General features: G+C 54.4%; 15 protein-coding genes. All 15 read left to right on the top strand.

Going from position 1 to position 15,373, the window contains the following annotated elements; all coding sequences use genetic code 11:
- Nucleotides 1-25: 25 nt before the first annotated feature.
- The 15 genes from GCWU000342_RS07265 (at nt 26) to GCWU000342_RS07195 (ending at nt 15,363) form a co-directional block, all read left to right on the top strand.
- A complete protein-coding gene (locus tag GCWU000342_RS07265) occupies nt 26-421 on the top strand; it encodes a hypothetical protein (protein ID WP_006906721.1) in 396 nt (131 codons plus the stop codon).
- The gene (locus GCWU000342_RS07260; protein ID WP_006906720.1) at nt 418-1,362 is read left to right on the top strand and encodes a hypothetical protein; all 945 of its coding nucleotides are present in this window, start codon (nt 418-420) and stop codon (nt 1,360-1,362) included. Before GCWU000342_RS07265 ends, GCWU000342_RS07260 begins: the two co-directional genes overlap by 4 nt.
- A complete protein-coding gene (gene cdaA, locus GCWU000342_RS07255; protein WP_006906719.1) occupies nt 1,359-2,393 on the top strand; it encodes a diadenylate cyclase CdaA in 1,035 nt (344 codons plus the stop codon). The genes GCWU000342_RS07260 and cdaA overlap by 4 nt, the downstream gene beginning before the upstream one ends.
- Nucleotides 2,383-3,618, top strand: coding sequence for a CdaR family protein (locus tag GCWU000342_RS07250; RefSeq protein WP_006906718.1), 1,236 nt, complete (start codon nt 2,383-2,385; stop codon nt 3,616-3,618). Before cdaA ends, GCWU000342_RS07250 begins: the two co-directional genes overlap by 11 nt.
- 72 nt (nt 3,619-3,690) lie before the next feature.
- The gene (locus GCWU000342_RS07245; RefSeq protein WP_006906717.1) at nt 3,691-3,969 is read left to right on the top strand and encodes an HPr family phosphocarrier protein; all 279 of its coding nucleotides are present in this window, start codon (nt 3,691-3,693) and stop codon (nt 3,967-3,969) included.
- Nucleotides 3,970-4,174: 205 nt separating this feature from the next.
- On the top strand, nt 4,175-5,338 hold the full coding sequence (gene glf, locus GCWU000342_RS07240; protein WP_006906715.1) for a UDP-galactopyranose mutase: 1,164 nt from the start codon (nt 4,175-4,177) through the stop codon (nt 5,336-5,338).
- Between the two features lie 41 nt (nt 5,339-5,379).
- On the top strand, nt 5,380-6,906 hold the full coding sequence (locus GCWU000342_RS07235; protein ID WP_006906714.1) for a sugar transferase: 1,527 nt from the start codon (nt 5,380-5,382) through the stop codon (nt 6,904-6,906).
- A complete protein-coding gene (locus GCWU000342_RS07230; RefSeq protein WP_006906713.1) occupies nt 6,907-7,719 on the top strand; it encodes a glycosyltransferase in 813 nt (270 codons plus the stop codon). It abuts the gene before it with no gap.
- Complete coding sequence (locus GCWU000342_RS07225; RefSeq protein ID WP_006906712.1) at nt 7,716-8,723, top strand: glycosyltransferase family 2 protein; 1,008 nt, start codon at nt 7,716-7,718, stop codon at nt 8,721-8,723. Before GCWU000342_RS07230 ends, GCWU000342_RS07225 begins: the two co-directional genes overlap by 4 nt.
- 140 nt (nt 8,724-8,863) lie before the next feature.
- Nucleotides 8,864-9,643, top strand: a complete 780-nt coding sequence (locus tag GCWU000342_RS07220) for an ABC transporter permease (protein ID WP_006906711.1) — start codon at nt 8,864-8,866, stop codon at nt 9,641-9,643.
- A gap of 14 nt (nt 9,644-9,657) precedes the next feature.
- A complete protein-coding gene (locus tag GCWU000342_RS07215) occupies nt 9,658-10,398 on the top strand; it encodes an ABC transporter ATP-binding protein (RefSeq protein WP_006906710.1) in 741 nt (246 codons plus the stop codon).
- A gap of 2 nt (nt 10,399-10,400) precedes the next feature.
- A complete protein-coding gene (locus GCWU000342_RS07210; protein WP_006906709.1) occupies nt 10,401-11,450 on the top strand; it encodes an EpsG family protein in 1,050 nt (349 codons plus the stop codon).
- A 112-nt stretch (nt 11,451-11,562) separates the two neighbouring features.
- Entirely contained in the window at nt 11,563-12,921 is a 1,359-nt protein-coding gene (locus GCWU000342_RS07205) for a hypothetical protein (protein WP_006906706.1), read from the top strand.
- A gap of 90 nt (nt 12,922-13,011) precedes the next feature.
- Entirely contained in the window at nt 13,012-14,235 is a 1,224-nt protein-coding gene (locus GCWU000342_RS07200) for a UTP--glucose-1-phosphate uridylyltransferase (RefSeq protein WP_006906705.1), read from the top strand.
- A 90-nt stretch (nt 14,236-14,325) separates the two neighbouring features.
- A complete protein-coding gene (locus GCWU000342_RS07195; RefSeq protein WP_049921653.1) occupies nt 14,326-15,363 on the top strand; it encodes a glycosyltransferase family 2 protein in 1,038 nt (345 codons plus the stop codon).
- Nucleotides 15,364-15,373 lie beyond the last annotated feature (10 nt).

Here is a 15,373-nt window from a genome sequence, read left to right as displayed (position 1 = left end):
GGGAGGAAAACGAAAGGGGCATAGCATGCTCAACGTTGATCGGGTCAGGTATATGACCCAACTGGCAATGTTCGAGAAGAACGAACTGCGGGAATACGCAGGAACCCAATCCTATACAAGAGACGATTATGTTCATACGAAGCTTCTTTTAGGACTGATCGCGGGGAGCATTTTCTACGCGATCGCTTACGCTGCCGGCATCGCTCTTCTGCTTGCTTTTGTGGTCAAAAGGATCAATTCGACTTTTCTGATTCTCGCGGTGACGATAGGACTTCTGGTCTACCTGCTGTTCATCTACATCTACCTGCGCGGGGTGGGGCAGAGGGCAAGAAGACGTTATGACAAGGGCCTTGAAGTGATGGCTCATTTTCAGGATCAGCTTGAGGGCCTGGAAGAGATCTACCGGAGGGAGGAAGAATGAATCTCTTAATTCAGTTAGAATCCCGCATAAACCGATTGATCAGTCGCCATGAGAAGGGGGCCGTCCGCGCAATGCGGGGAGCCTGTACTCTGGCCAGCCTTCTGGTGATTAACGGCTACTTCGGCTACCTGCCCTTTTTCAGATCTCCTCTGATGATTGTGGGGCTGACAATCTTTTGCGCCATGATTCCCTTGAGCGCGAGTTCGCTGGTTATTATGGGAATCCTGCTTCTGGAACTCTTCGCCCTGTCGACTCAGGTCGCCCTGGTGGGCCTGGGGCTCTTTCTTGTGGCCTTCTTTGTCACGAATTTCTATGGGGCCAAGCACCTTCACAATATTGTCTTTCTGCCGCTGGCCTATCCCCTGCAAATCCCCTATGCCCTGCCCATGATCTCCGCGCTGACCGGCGGCGTCCAGGAGGTGGCTGGGATCATCTGCGGAGGGATCCTCTCCTATTACTTCCTGCTTGTGCGAAGAAATTCCGCCCTGCTGATGGAGGGGGGCAAGGCCGCCTCCCTTCCCGGACTGCTCATGAGCAACATGTTCAGCAACAATCTCTTTTACTTCTATATGGTGGCGCTCATGCTGATGTTCATGGTCACATACACGGTCAGGGAGCGCGCCGTGCATCAGAGCTGGAGACTGGCGGCGGGAAGCGGAATCGTGACGGAGTTTCTTGTCATGATGGTGGGTTACCTTCTGACCGGCAACCGGGGACGCATCCTGAGTCTCTTTATTGTCAATGTCATCCTCTTTGCCCTCGGCGTCATCTTGAGCTTCTTCATCAAGAATCTGGATTACAGCCGGGTGGAGAATGTCAGCTTTGAAGACGACGAGTACTACTATTATGTCACTGCCGTGCCCAAGATCCGCTTGACAGAGGAGGAGAAGCACATTAAGCGCATCACGAAGGAAGCTGACAGAGGGGAGGCCGAGCAATGAGTCAGATCTTGGACAGTGTTTACGGGAGACTGACCGAGTATTTCGGCACCGGTCTGCCGAGCGTCAATGCCACAGATGTCATTGAGATCCTCCTGATCGCCGTCTTTCTCTATGAGCTTTTGATCTGGATCAAAAATACCAGGGCCTGGATGCTCTTCCGTGGGCTGATTGTCATCGTCGTATTCTTCATTCTGGCCGCGATCCTACAGATGAATACGATTCTCTGGCTGGGAGAGCGCCTGGTCAACGCCAGCGTGATTGCCCTGGTTGTCGTATTTCAGCCGGAGCTGCGCAGGGCTTTGGAGACGCTGGGGAGAAATGACTTCCGCCGGGTCCTTGACGCGTTTCGGATCACAAGGGCTGACCCCAAGCGCTTTGATGACAAGATGGTCTCTGATCTGACCAAGGCCTGTTTCAGTATGGGAGCGGTTAAAACGGGAGCCTTGATCGTCATCGAGGGAGATATGCGGCTGACGGAGTATATCCGGACGGGGATTGATCTGGACGCCCTTGTCACCAGTCAGCTTCTGATCAATATCTTCGAGAAGAACACTCCTCTGCATGACGGTGCAGTCATCATTCGAGGCAATCGCATTGTGGCGGCGACCTGCTATCTGCCCTTGTCTGAGAACATGGAATTCTCCAAGGACCTGGGGACCCGTCACCGGGCGGGGATTGGCATGTCCGAGCTGTGCGACGGTCTGGTGATTATTGTCTCAGAGGAGACGGGCGCCGTATCCACAGCCAGGGAGGGGGAGTTAAGGCGCAATCTGACGCCTGAGCAGTTGACCGAGGAATTGGTTCGGATACAGATCTTGCAGGAGACGCCTGAGAGCGGAAAGGACAAGGACCGACCGGATCCCACTCCCGCTGACAGCCCGTCTGCCGGCCAGACGGCCTCGGAGAGAAGAGCTTTTGCGGACAGCGCCCAGCTGACCAGGCCCATCGACCTGGCCAAGGCGGCGGGGGGAGATACCAGCCGCATGAAGCCGGTCAAATCCCGCAGGAAGGAGGCAGGCCATGGCAAATAAAGTGAGAGATCTCTTCCTGAAGAACCTGATCTTTAAGCTGCTGGCCCTTCTCTTTGCGATCCTTCTCTGGTGGATGGTCACAAGCGTCAGCGATCCGACCCAGTACAAGTCCTTCTCCGTCCCCGTCACGATGCAGAATGAGTCGGCGCTGACAGCGGCGGGCAAGTACTACACCGTCTTGAAGAACTCCGACACAGTCAGCGTGCGGGTGACGGCCAAGCGCTCGGTGATTGACAGGCTCTCCAGCGCTGATTTCACAGCGACGGCAGATCTGTCGCGCATTGAGAACAACAGTCAGGTTCCGGTGGAGATCAAGATCAACCGCTATGCCAATCAGGTCTCTGTCGGGGCCAAGAACTATTATGTCGACGTCAAGGTGACGAACGCCAGGACGACCCAGTTCACCATTGAAGCCAAGACCACAGGGAATCCGGCCGACGGCTACGCTCTGGGGGAGGTCAAATCGGATCCGGGCGTGGTGACGGTCACCGGTCCGGAGGATGTGGTGTCCTCCATCGCTGCGGTCGAGGCGAACCTGGATGTGAGCAAGGCGAACAGGAAGCTGTCCAAGAGTGTGGCGCTCAAGTACCTGGACAAGTCGGGAGAGGCAGTTGACACGACCAATCTGACCACGTCTGTTCAATCTGTCGATGTGAGCGCCGAGGTGTTCGCGACCAAGACGGTTCCCGTTACAGTGAATCAGTCTGAGAGCCCGGCCAATGGGCTGAACCTGGTCAGCGTCACCGTGTCGCCGCAGAGTATTCAGATTATGGGCAATGCCACCGATCTGAACAAGGTGACGGAGATTACGATTCCGGCCTCGGCAGTCAACCTGTCCAAGATCACGGCGACCAGTGATATCTCCGTGGACATCAGCTCCTATCTGCCCAGCGGCATCAAGCCGGTCGATCCCAACCAGAGCAAGGTGACGGTGATTGTGACCCTGGAGGGACAGGTGACCAGGCAGTTTGATATTCCGACAGCCAACCTGACCATCCAGAAGCTGCCCTCTGGCTACCAGGGTAAATTCGAGAGCCAGACCGTGACCGTGTCCATCACCGGAAGCGGGTCGGAGATCAATGAGCTGCAGGCGGAGAATATCACAGGAAGTGTTGACGCCAGCGGACTTACTGCGGGAAGCCATACCGTTCGCGTCAAGCTGAATCTGAAGGAGGATTTGCTGACGCCGGAGACGACAACCAGACTGACGGTGAGCAGTCAGTGAGTCAGTTCGCGGCCGAAGCATCAGCGGCGGCCGGGGACTGATAGCAACAAGAGCAACAGATTTGAGGATAAAATGGTTCATCAGACAGTGAAAATCGTGAATCCGGAGGGAATGAAAATAGGGCCGGCAGGCAAATTCTGTGAGACAGCCATGCACTATGACTGTCACATAGAATTTCATCTGGATGACAATATAGAGTCCAATGCCAAGAGCATGCTCTCGATTCTGGGAGCGGGAGCTCAATTCGGAGACGTCATCGACATCATCTGTGACGGTCAGGACGAGGAAGAGGCGCTCGCGGCCCTGGTCGAGCTGGTGGAGGGAGGCTTCGCAGACGAGGAGGAGCAGTAAGAGACTCCCGGTGCGAAAGATCAGCCGCCCGGCCTGAGAGGAAGGACGGACCGCGGAGCAGTGGCCGCCCGGCCTGAGAGGAAGGACGGACTGCGGGGCAGTAGCCGACCAGCCTGAGGCGGTGTGCTATAATGAGGACATCTTGCCGAAGAGGGGATGGACTTCCGGCGACAGATGACCGGCGGAGAAGACAGGAGATAAGGAGATGACTATGGCTAAGAAATATGATTATCTTGTGGTAGGAGCCGGACTTTTCGGCGCGACCTTCGCCTATGAGGCCAAGAAAAGGGGCAGGGACTGCCTGGTGATTGACAAGCGGAATCATATTGCGGGGAATATCTACACGAAGGAGGAAGAGGGGATCAACGTGCATATTTACGGCGCTCATATCTTCCACACCTCCAACAGGGAAATCTGGGACTACATCAATCAGTTTGCTGAGTTCAACAACTATATCAACAGCCCGGTCGCCGTCTATAAGGATGAGCTCTACAACCTGCCCTTTAACATGAATACCTTCTCCAAGATGTGGAACATCAAGACGCCCGCGGAGGCCAGGGCCAAGATCGACGAGCAGATCGCGCAGCTGAACATCACGGATCCAAAGAACCTGGAGGAGCAGGCCCTGTCTCTGGCGGGCAGAGACGTCTACGAGAAGCTGATCAAGGGCTACACGGAGAAGCAGTGGGGGCGGGACTGCAAAGACCTTCCCGCCTTTATCATCAAGCGTCTGCCCTTCCGATTCATCTACGACAACAACTATTTCAACGACCGCTTCCAGGGGATCCCAATGGGAGGCTACACGCAGATCATCGAGAAAATGCTGGAGGGAATCGATGTGAGGACATCCGAGGATTTCTATGATCTGCGCAAGACGGCAGTAAAGGACGCCGACGGCACATACACAGCCCGGCTGTCTGACGGAGCTGAGGTCAGCTATGACCGCATCCTTTTCACCGGCCAGATCGACGAGTACTTCGATTCCAAGTTCGGCCCTCTGGAGTATCGGAGCGTCCGCTTTGAGACCGAGACTCTGGATATGGAGAACTACCAGGGCAACGCGGTTGTCAACTACACCGAGAGAGAGGTTCCCTACACCCGCATTATTGAGCACAAGCATTTCGAGTTCGGCAAACAGCCCAAGACCATTATCTCCCGCGAGTACTCCACGGAGTGGAAGCCGGGGATCGAACCCTACTATCCGGTCAATAACGACAGGAATAATGCCCTCTATGAGAAATACGCCCGGGAGGCGGCAGCTGAGGGCGATGTGATCTTCGGCGGACGCCTGGGACAGTATAAGTACTATGACATGGACAAGGATCTGGCAGCGGCTCTGGACTGTGTCAATGAGGAGTTTGGGGAGTAAGCGCTTCAGGGTTTTGCCCTGTGACAGCGAAGGAGTTACCTATGCAAAAGCGACGCATCAACCGGCAGACCTGGAAATATGTCTACCGAACTTTCTTTGATGTGCTCATGGTGCTCATGTTCACCTGGACCTTCTCCTACTTCTGGAGAGACCGCCTGAATATGCTCCAGCCCATCGCGTTCCTGAACAAGGGAAATCTGCTGATCGAGATCATCTACGCGCTCCTTAGCTTTTCCTTCATCATGATGCTGGGCGGGTTCGGCTTCGGGAGAGGACGCAAATCAGCCCTTCTGATCGGACAGACCGTGGCCATGCTGATGACAAATGTCATCGCCCTGGGCATCACCACTCTGGTCATTGGCCGCGTGCTTTTTATCCAGTATATTCTGAGCCAGTATCTGATGATCATGCTGATTAATACGGCGGAACTCTTCGTTTACACCATTATTGTCACAGATCTCTACCGGCGGATATTTCCTCCCTTTGAACTCCTGCAGATTTATGGGAAGTATCAGAATACCCTGCCGCACAAGATGAATCTCAGAGACGACAAGTACCATATCGACGCCTCGATTTCTTATACGGAAGAGCTGGAGGAGGTCTTTGCCTGTATTGACCGCTATGATGCCGTCCTGATCAATGACATCCCGTCAGAGGTCAAGAACAAGATCCTCAAGTACTGCTTTGACCGTGACAAGAGAGTTTATTTCACACCTAAGATTTCCGACATTCTGGTGAAATACTCCGCTGAGGTCAATGTGGTGGATACTCCGCTCTATCTCTGCCGCAATCTGGGCATGTCTCTCCCGCAGCGTTTCGTCAAGCGGATCATTGATATTGTTCTCTCTTCCATTGGGATTGTGATTGCCTCTCCAATCATGCTGGCGGTTGCGATTGCCATTCGTCTCTATGACCATGGGCCCGCAATCTACAAGCAGGTTCGCTGTACCAGGGATCAGAGAGAGTTCAAGATGTACAAGTTCCGCTCTATGGTTCAGAACGCGGAGAAGGACGGCAAGGCCCGTCTGGCGGCCGAGAATGATGATCGGATCACTCCTGTAGGCAAGTTCATCCGGGCTACTCGTCTGGACGAACTCCCCCAGCTCTTCAATATTTTCATGGGAGATATGAGTATCGTCGGCCCCCGGCCGGAGCGCCCGCAGCTCATTCGAGAGTACCAGAGCACCATTCCGGAATTCGCCTATCGAACGCATGTGAAGGCGGGGCTGACCGGTTATGCCCAGGTCTACGGCCGTTATAACACCACCTCCTATGATAAGCTCAAGCTCGACATCATCTATGTTCAGCGCCAGTCTCTGGCCCTGGACCTGCAGCTGATCCTCATGACAATCTGTGTGGTCTTCATGAAGGACTCCACCCAGGGATTGGAAGAGGGAGCGACCAACGCCAATGTGCTGGGTGAGCGCAAGGATACAGAGGAGACCGGTGACGGTGATCCTGCTGAGTCCGCGCAGGAGAGTGAGGACGGAGTTTCGGAAACGGGGGAGACAGAAGAGTCCTGCGGTCAGCAGGAAGTGGATATCCTGGCAACTGATGAGGAGAAATAGATGGAATTCAGCCTTCTCATGTCCGTCTATGGACGGGAAAAACCAAAGTATCTGAAAGAGGCCATCGCCAGCGCCATGGACCAGACGCTCCCTCCAAAAGAACTGGTTCTGGTAGGGGACGGCCCTCTGCCTCTGCCCCTGGCAAGGACCGTGGAAGAGCTCTGCGGGCGTTATCCCGCCATCCGATTCGTGCCCCTGGCCGAGAATGTGGGACTGGGCAGGGCGCTGGCCATCGGCCTAAAGCACTGCTCCCATGACATTGTAGCCCGCATGGATACGGACGATATCTGTCTGCCCCGCCGGTTTGAGCTGCAGATGGCCTATCTGGCTGACCACCCGGAGTGCTCCGTCCTGGGCTCCTGGATCGAGGAGTTTGATCCGGCGCAGCCGGGAGAGGGACGGCTGAAGAAGATGCCTGAGACAGCAGAGGAAATCGCCGCCTATGGGAAATTCAGAAACCCCGTCAATCATATGACCGCTGTCTTTCGCAGGGAGAGGGTGGAGGCTGTCGGATCTTACCGGCACGATCCTCTTCTGGAGGACTATGACCTCTGGCTTCGAATGCTGGCGGCAGGGGAGAAGTTTTATAATCTGCCGCGGGTACTTGTGCGCATGCGGGTGGAGGGATCCACTTATGAGCGAAGAGGCGGGATACAATACTTCCGCCGCTATCTGAAGCTGCGAAGAGAGGAGAGAGAGCTTGGCCTTCTGCCGGGAAGCGATTATATCAAAGCAGTCCTGGGAACGGCCCTCATGACTCTGGTTCCGAGCGGCCTGCGCAGGCTCATTTATCAGAGAGGATTACGCCGATGAAGCTTCTGACGATCGTGATACCGGCCTATAATGTGGAGGCCTATATTGACCGCTGCCTGTCCTCTATGTGCCTGGATGACCCCGCCTGTATGGATCGGCTGGAAATCCTGGTCGTGGACGACGGGGGAGAGGACAGAACGGGTGAGATCGCGGCCGGTTACTGCGAGAGATATCCCGAGAGTATTTTCTTCTGCCACAAGGAAAACGGGGGACACGGATCCGTGATCAACTACGGGATCAAACGGGCCCGGGGGCGTTACTTTAAGGTGGTCGACGGGGATGACTGGCTCAATAGCCGGGAATTGCCGGGACTTTTAGACCTTCTGGCCAGGGAACCCGCGGATATCGTCGCCTCCGCCTACCGCTGTGTCGAGGACGAGAGCGGATGCCTGCTCTCGGTCAAAAAACCGACCAGGTGTGAGGAGAATTACGGGCATGCTGTCAGCTTTGACAGCGGTCAGGTGGACCAGGTCATCAAAATGCACTCGATGACCATTAAGACCAGTCTGCTCCAGGGGATGGGGCAGCAGATCGATGAGCACTGCTTCTATGTGGATGCCGAGTACATTGCCTACCCGATCCCCCTGGCCAAAAACGTATATTACGATGCGCGTGAGATCTACTGCTACCGACTGGGCCGGGGCGGCCAGTCCATGAGCTTAAAGAGCATGCAGAAGAATCATCGCATGCACCGCAGGGTCTTTGACAGTCTGGCCTCCTTCTATGAGAGGCTGCCCGATATGAGTGGGATCCGGCGTCACTATATCGTCTGCTGCTGCGCTCAGCTTCTGGAGAATGAATTTCAGATCTACATCAGCATGGGCAACCGTTTTTCTTCGATCGAACGCCTGCGCCGTTTTGACCGCGGGGTTCGCCTGGAGCATCCGGCCATCTATGGGGCGACAGACAAGAAGAGCATTCGTCTTTTGCGCGCCTGCAACTATCTGATCCTGCCCCTGGCCTATCTGGCTCTGCGGATCAAAAAACCGAAGGCCTTTCGCTGAGTGCATCCTGCCTTTCCTCAGTTGCTTCTCGCAGGCGCCTGGTGTATATTTACCGGGTTAAGCGTCACATGTGCAGGTGAAACCGAGAGATGAAGAGATAAGATTCCTGGCTCCGGGGGGAGCCAAAAGAGAGGTTAAGCATGAATCCGAATCGGAAAACGCTGTTTGGATATCGGGATCTTCTGAAGGAACTGGTATCGCGCGATCTCAAGCTCAAATACCGCAGGAGCTTTCTGGGCTATGTATGGAGTGTCTTAAATCCCCTGATGATCATGGTGATCATGTACATCGTCTTCTCCAATATCTTTCGCTGGAATATTCCCTATTATCCGGTCTATCTGATCTCCGGACAGATGATGTTCAACTTCTTCAGCGCCTCCACGACCCAGAGCATATATTCCATCACGGATAATGCCAGCCTTCTGAAGAAGACCTATGTCCCCAAATATATTTTCACCCTGTCCAAGGTAACCTCCGGGATGCTGGACTTCCTCTTTTCCCTGGGAGCTATGTTCCTGGTAATCATCTTCACCAAAACCCCCTTCCACTGGTCCATGCTGGCCATTCCCCTGGTGGCGGCCCAGCTCTACCTCTTCTGTCTGGGGGTCGGTCTTTTCATGAGCGCGGCCAATGTCTTCTTCCGGGACATCCAGTACATCTACAGTGCCCTGCTGACGGCCTGGATGTACGCGACGCCGATTTTTTATCCCTTTGAGCTTCTGCCGGACCGCCTTAAGGTCATCATCAAGCTGATCAATCCCCTATACTCCTATGTGACCCAGTTCCGCGACGTAATCATCTCAGGACATCTGCCGGGCTACCGGCTGCTCCTGATGGGGATCGGATTCTCCGCCCTGGCTCTGGCAGTCGGCAGCTTCACCTTCTCCAGAACACAGGACAAGTTCATCCTCTACATCTAAAGAGAGGCGGCAAGATGGAAGATTATATGATTGATGTCGATCATGTCACCGTTCGCTTCAATAAGGCGTCGGAGAATATCGACAATCTGAAAGAATACTTCATTAAATTAATCAAGCACCAGCTCATGTTCGAGGAGTTTCTGGCGGTCAAGGATGTCAGCCTCAAGGTCAAAAGGGGCGAGGCCTGGGGATTGATCGGGACCAACGGCTCCGGGAAATCCACCATGCTCAAGCTGATCTCCGGCATCTTAAAGCCGTACAAGGGGACGGTCAAGGTGGCGGGGACCATCGCGCCCCTGATCGAGCTGGGTGCGGGACTCGACATGAATCTGACGGCCAGGGAGAACATCTATCTGGACGGCACGCTCCTGGGCCACAGCCGCAAGTTCATGGAAGACCATTTCAATGAGATCGTCGACTTCGCGGAGCTCTGGGATTTTCTGGACATGCCGGTCAAGAATTACTCCTCCGGAATGCAGGCCAGGATCGGCTTTGCCATTGCGACCATCGTCCGCCCTGACATTCTGATTGTCGACGAGATTCTTGCCGTTGGGGATATGCATTTTCAGCACAAGTGCATGGACCGCATGAACGAGATGCTGAGTGGGGGAACGACCCTCCTCTTCGTTTCCCACAACATCGACGATGTGAGGCGCATGTGTGATCACGCGCTCTGGATCGAGAAGGGGAACGCGGTTATGTCCGGCCAGGTCAATGAGGTCTGCGACGCCTATTTCCAGTCCCAGCAGGAGTAAGCATGATCTACATAGGGATATTTATCGCTCTCTTTACTGTCGCCTGGCTGGCGGATCGATATCAGTTCACATGGGCGACCAGGGCGCAGCTTCTCTACGGCGAGACTGCGCTCCTTGTGCTTTTCGCGGGGCTGCGAAACAACAGCATCGGTCTGGACTCCGCGGACGGATACCATCGCTATTTCAACTTTCTTCTGGTGGGGAAGAGCCTGGATTCCTGGGTGGAGCCCCTCTATGTCTGGATGAACAAGGCGGTGATTTTCCTGGGGGGCAACTACCAGTGGATTCTCTTTCTGACAGCCCTGCTCTGCATCATTCCCATGGCCTACCTCTTTGACAGGTACACGGAGCATGCCCTCTGGGCCATGGCCCTGTATTACGGGCTCTACTTCTATCAGCAGACCTTTAATATCATGCGCCAGTGCATCGCCATGAGCTTCTGCTTTCTGGCGGTGGATATGGCCCTGCGTAAGAAGTATATCCGGGCGGGCCTGTGTATGCTGGTTGCGATCGGGTTCCATAAGACCGCCTGGATCTTTTTCCTGGGCCTTTTGATGATCTGGGTCCGCTTTAATCTGAGGCAGGCCGCTATCATTTTCCTGGGAACCTATCTGCTGGGTTTTATCATGACCACGAAGACCATCCTGCTCTTTGTGCCCAAGATTTACCAGCACTACTTTTTCAGAGAGGGCAATGCCATGCGAAGCGATGGCGGATGGGGGGTTCCCCTGCAGGTTTTCGGGATTAATCTGGCTGTCCTAGTGGCCTGCTACGCCTGCCCCAGGAGTCTGAAAAATCCCTGGATGAGAATCCTGGCGGCAGGGGTGGCCGTCTTAAATCTGACCCAGAATATGACCCAGGGCTATCGCCTGGCCCACTATTTTCTGCAGGCCCAGTGTCTGGCCATTCCAGAGGTTTTACATGTGCCCCGCGAGAAGAACCGGAAGCTGATGACCCTGCTCTTTCTGGTCATATCTCTGGCCCTCTTTGCCAGCAACCTGTCCATGCAGTGGAAATATATGACTCCCTATCGGCTTTTCTTTATGCCATAGTCGCTACTCAGAGGGGAGCCCGTTTGGCATCGCTTCAAACGGCAATGGCGGATCCGTTTTCTCTTTGGAATGAAACGCCGGAGGCCTCGGAGCTGAAAGTAGGTGAAGATCAATGCGAGAAAATCAGAGTCGAAATGGCCGCGCCATCAGCCTGACTGCTATCTTTCGAGAATATTGCATTCACTGGAAGGCCTTGGTTCTGGCCTGTTTGGTTTTGGGCAGTGCTTTGACAATCACGGATTACCGGAGCCGAATGGCAGGTTACCAGGTTCAGGCGGCCAAGGCGGGAAGAGTTCAGAAATCAGATCTGGAAGCCCGCCTCTCGGATGCGGAGAAGGGTGATGTCATGCGGGCGCTGGACTTAAATACCCACCTGCAGGAGAGGGTCAGCTACCAGAGGCAAAACCTGGTCAACCAGTTGAATCCCTATCACGAGGAATACCTGGAGATCCATTATTTGATCGGGGCCAGGATCAGCTCGGCTCAACTGATCAGCTATTTGCAGTCAGCGGACTTTAAGAGCCGTCTGGCGGTCGCCCTCTTCAGTCAGGTCTATCCCAAGTCCGACTCCCGCTATGTGCAGGAACTGATCGATGTGAGGACAGGGACTTTCGATGAGCTTGGAGATGTGGGGCTTACGATCGGGGTAAAGCTGACGGATGAATCTCTGCGGCAGAAGATCCTCGATTCCATTGACGCCTACATGGAGAAGACCTATCAGATGACGCATACCGATGAAAAAGAGACGATTCGGGTTGATCAGGAACTGGCACGGGCCCAGGTGGAGGGAGAGGCCTTCCTTTTGCAGATGAACCAGCAGTCGCAGGAATTGAGGGCCCGCCTGTCTGACGACCAGTCCAAGCTCTATCAGATGTATGTGGAGAATCGGCAGGATATTGTTACCAAGGCGCCTGAAATGCCGCAGGCGGATCCCCGTCAGTTTGCCATCGGACTCTTTTTAGGGGCTATTGCTGACCTGGCCCTGCTCTGCATCTATCTCATGTTCTCACAGACTCTGCGGGAACCGGAAGAGCTGCAGGAAATATGGAATCTCCCTCTTTTGGGCAAGAGTATGCAGAGGCAGGCGCGTGGTGTCCGCAAACTTCTTTTTTCCGGGGCGGCCTACCGGTATTTTCAGGGCAAGTATGCAGACGAGGAGCAGGCTATGGCGGATGCGGCCCGGCAGATCTGTTGTTCCTGCAATCTGCGGGGGATTGATCATCTGGAACTGGTCCCGATTGGGAAAACCATTGAGAAGGAAAACCGAAAGCTCCTGGAGCTTCTGTCCGAGAAGGGGATTCATATGACCATTCGCGACGTGGAGGAAGGAAATGGCGGATGCCGGGCCGGGACCGCAGTTGTCATCTCGGTCGCTGGTCGGGGCGCTCGTTATATGGAAATTGACCGGGCCCTGACCGATCTGGACGCGGCCGGAGTTGACCTTCTGGGGGCCTTCTATGCGGAGGCTTAAGTGGGGGACAAAATAGACAGTATAGACGGGGTGTGCTAGAATTTCTAGAGACTGTTGGGCCGTTGTGGCCCATGACCCAAGGAGGGGCATATGACTTACGAAGAGGCAGGCAGACTTCTTGCTGAAAAGGGGCAGGAACATGTGTTGGTGGGGTTCGACAGCCTGAGCAGGCAGGAACAGGAGAATTTGCTTGACCAGATTGCCCGGATCGACTGGGACGTCGTATCCATGGTCGGGGAAAAAGAGAAGCAGTCATTCGGAGAGATCAGCCGGCTTCCTGCGGTTGACATTGATGAGATTGAGACCAGAAAGAGCGAGTTTACAGAGGCCGGCCTTGCTGCTATCCGCCAGGGGAAGGTGGGAGCGGTTCTTTTGGCCGGAGGTATGGGAACCCGCCTCGGACTGGATAAACCCAAGGGAGAACTCGATATCGGGATTAACAGACCCCTCTATCTCTTCCAGAGACTGGTCATGAATCTGCAGGAAGTGACGGAAATGGCGGGGACGACCCTGCCCCTGTATGTGATGACATCAGAGAAGAATGATGCGGAGACTCGCCGCTTCTTCGCGGAGAATAACTATTTTGGCTATCCCGAGGAAGAGGTGTCCTTTTATGTGCAGGAGATGGCGGCGGCAGTCGACTATCAGGGCAAACTGCTCAAGGAGGCTCCGGGTCGTCTTGCGACTTCTCCCAACGGCAACGGGGGCTGGTTCTCCTCCCTGGCCAAAGCCGGACTGACAGAGGATCTGCACAGGCGGGGCGTTGAGTGGCTCAATGTCTTCGCTGTTGACAATGTCCTGCAGCGCATTGCAGATCCAAGCTTCGTCGGAGCTACGATTCTGAGCGGTAAAAATTCTGGATCCAAGGTGGTTCGCAAGGTGGATCCCTATGAGAAGATGGGGGTTATCTGTGCAAAGGACGGTGTTCCGGCCGTCGTTGAGTACTATGAGCTTACGCCTGAGATGGCTGAGGCCAGAGATGAGAAGGGCAATCTCATCTATGCATTTGGCGTCATCCTCAACTATCTCTTCTCTGTTGCCAAACTGGAGGAGGTAATGGCCAAAAAGATGCCGGTGCATGTGGTAGAGAAGAAGATTCCCTATATCGATGAGAAGGGCAGGTATCATAAGCCGGAGGAACCCAATGGATACAAGTTCGAGACACTGGCGGTAGATCTGGTTGCAATGATGGGGAATACTCTGCCGTACGAGGTGATCCGGGACAGAGAATTCGCCCCGATCAAGAACCTTCATGGGGTTGATTCTCTGGATTCGGCAAGGGAACTTCTGGAGAAGAATGGAGTTGAACTCTGAGGGGCGGGTGTCCGGAAGAGAACACCGGTCAGATCCACCGAAAAATGTGTCAGGCATTCGCCGGTGAGATCCGATAAGAGGAGCGATAGCGTGGAAGAGAAGATACTGTCTTTCATTGTTCCAAGTTATAACGCAGAACGCTTTCTGCAAAAGGGCCTGGACTCTTTTCTGATATCAGAAGAGGTCAGCAGGTATCTTGAGGTCTGGGTCATCAGTGACGGCGCGACAGACCGGACAGACGAAATTGCCAGGTCCTATGCCGCGCAGTACCCGGAGATCTTCCGATTCTTCCGCAAGGAGAACGGCGGTCATGGGTCAGCCATCAATGCCGGAGTTAAACTGGTATCAGGCAAGTACTTCAAGGTGCTCGATGCGGACGACTGGGTGGACCGACAGGGGCTTGAGACCTTCATCCGTGAACTCGCCGACTGTGACAGCGATGTTGTGATCAGCAATTATCGGGAATACGATATTTCCAAGGAAAAATACACCCCTCGTGTCAGCCACCTGTCTGATTACAAGAAGACCTATTGCCTGTCGGAACTGATGGAAGCCTGGGATAAGGTTCATGCCTGCATGGCCTTTTGGGGAATCACCTATCGGACGGACTTCTACCGCAGGCAGGGCTATGAACTTCTCGAGGGCGTCTTCTACGAAGACCAGGAATACGCGACGATTCCTCTGAGCCGGGCAGAGACGATTTCATTTTCCGAGGCCTCTGTTTATGTCTATCGACTGGGAGATGTCAACCAGTCTGTTTCCGGTGCCAATCAGGTCAGAAGGATCGGGCATCTGGCCAAGGTGATTCGGGCTCTGCAGGCTTTTGAGAGCCAGACGGATGGGCTTCCGGCCGGAGGCTTTGATTACTGGAAGAAGAAGACGGCCATGGTGCTGGTCAGCTTCTACCAGATCACCCTGCTCGTCAATCCTAACCGGGTTCAGGGAGAGAGACAGGCGGATCGGCTTAACGCCTGGTTAAAGAGGACCTCTCCCGTGCTCTTTGCCGCTGTTTACAGGAAGTATCGGATCTTTTTACTTTTTCACAGGGTACACATGTCGGAGAGAACCTATCGCTTCCTGATCCCACCGCTTCTTCGAATCCTGCGCAAGTTCAAAATATGGTCTTAAGGAACATATA

The sequence above is a fragment of the Shuttleworthella satelles DSM 14600 genome, assembly GCF_000160115.1.
GTDB lineage: Bacteria > Bacillota > Clostridia > Lachnospirales > Lachnospiraceae > Shuttleworthia > Shuttleworthia satelles.
The sequence above is the reverse complement of the archived record's forward strand: the minus strand, read 5'-3'. Positions and strand labels throughout refer to the sequence as shown.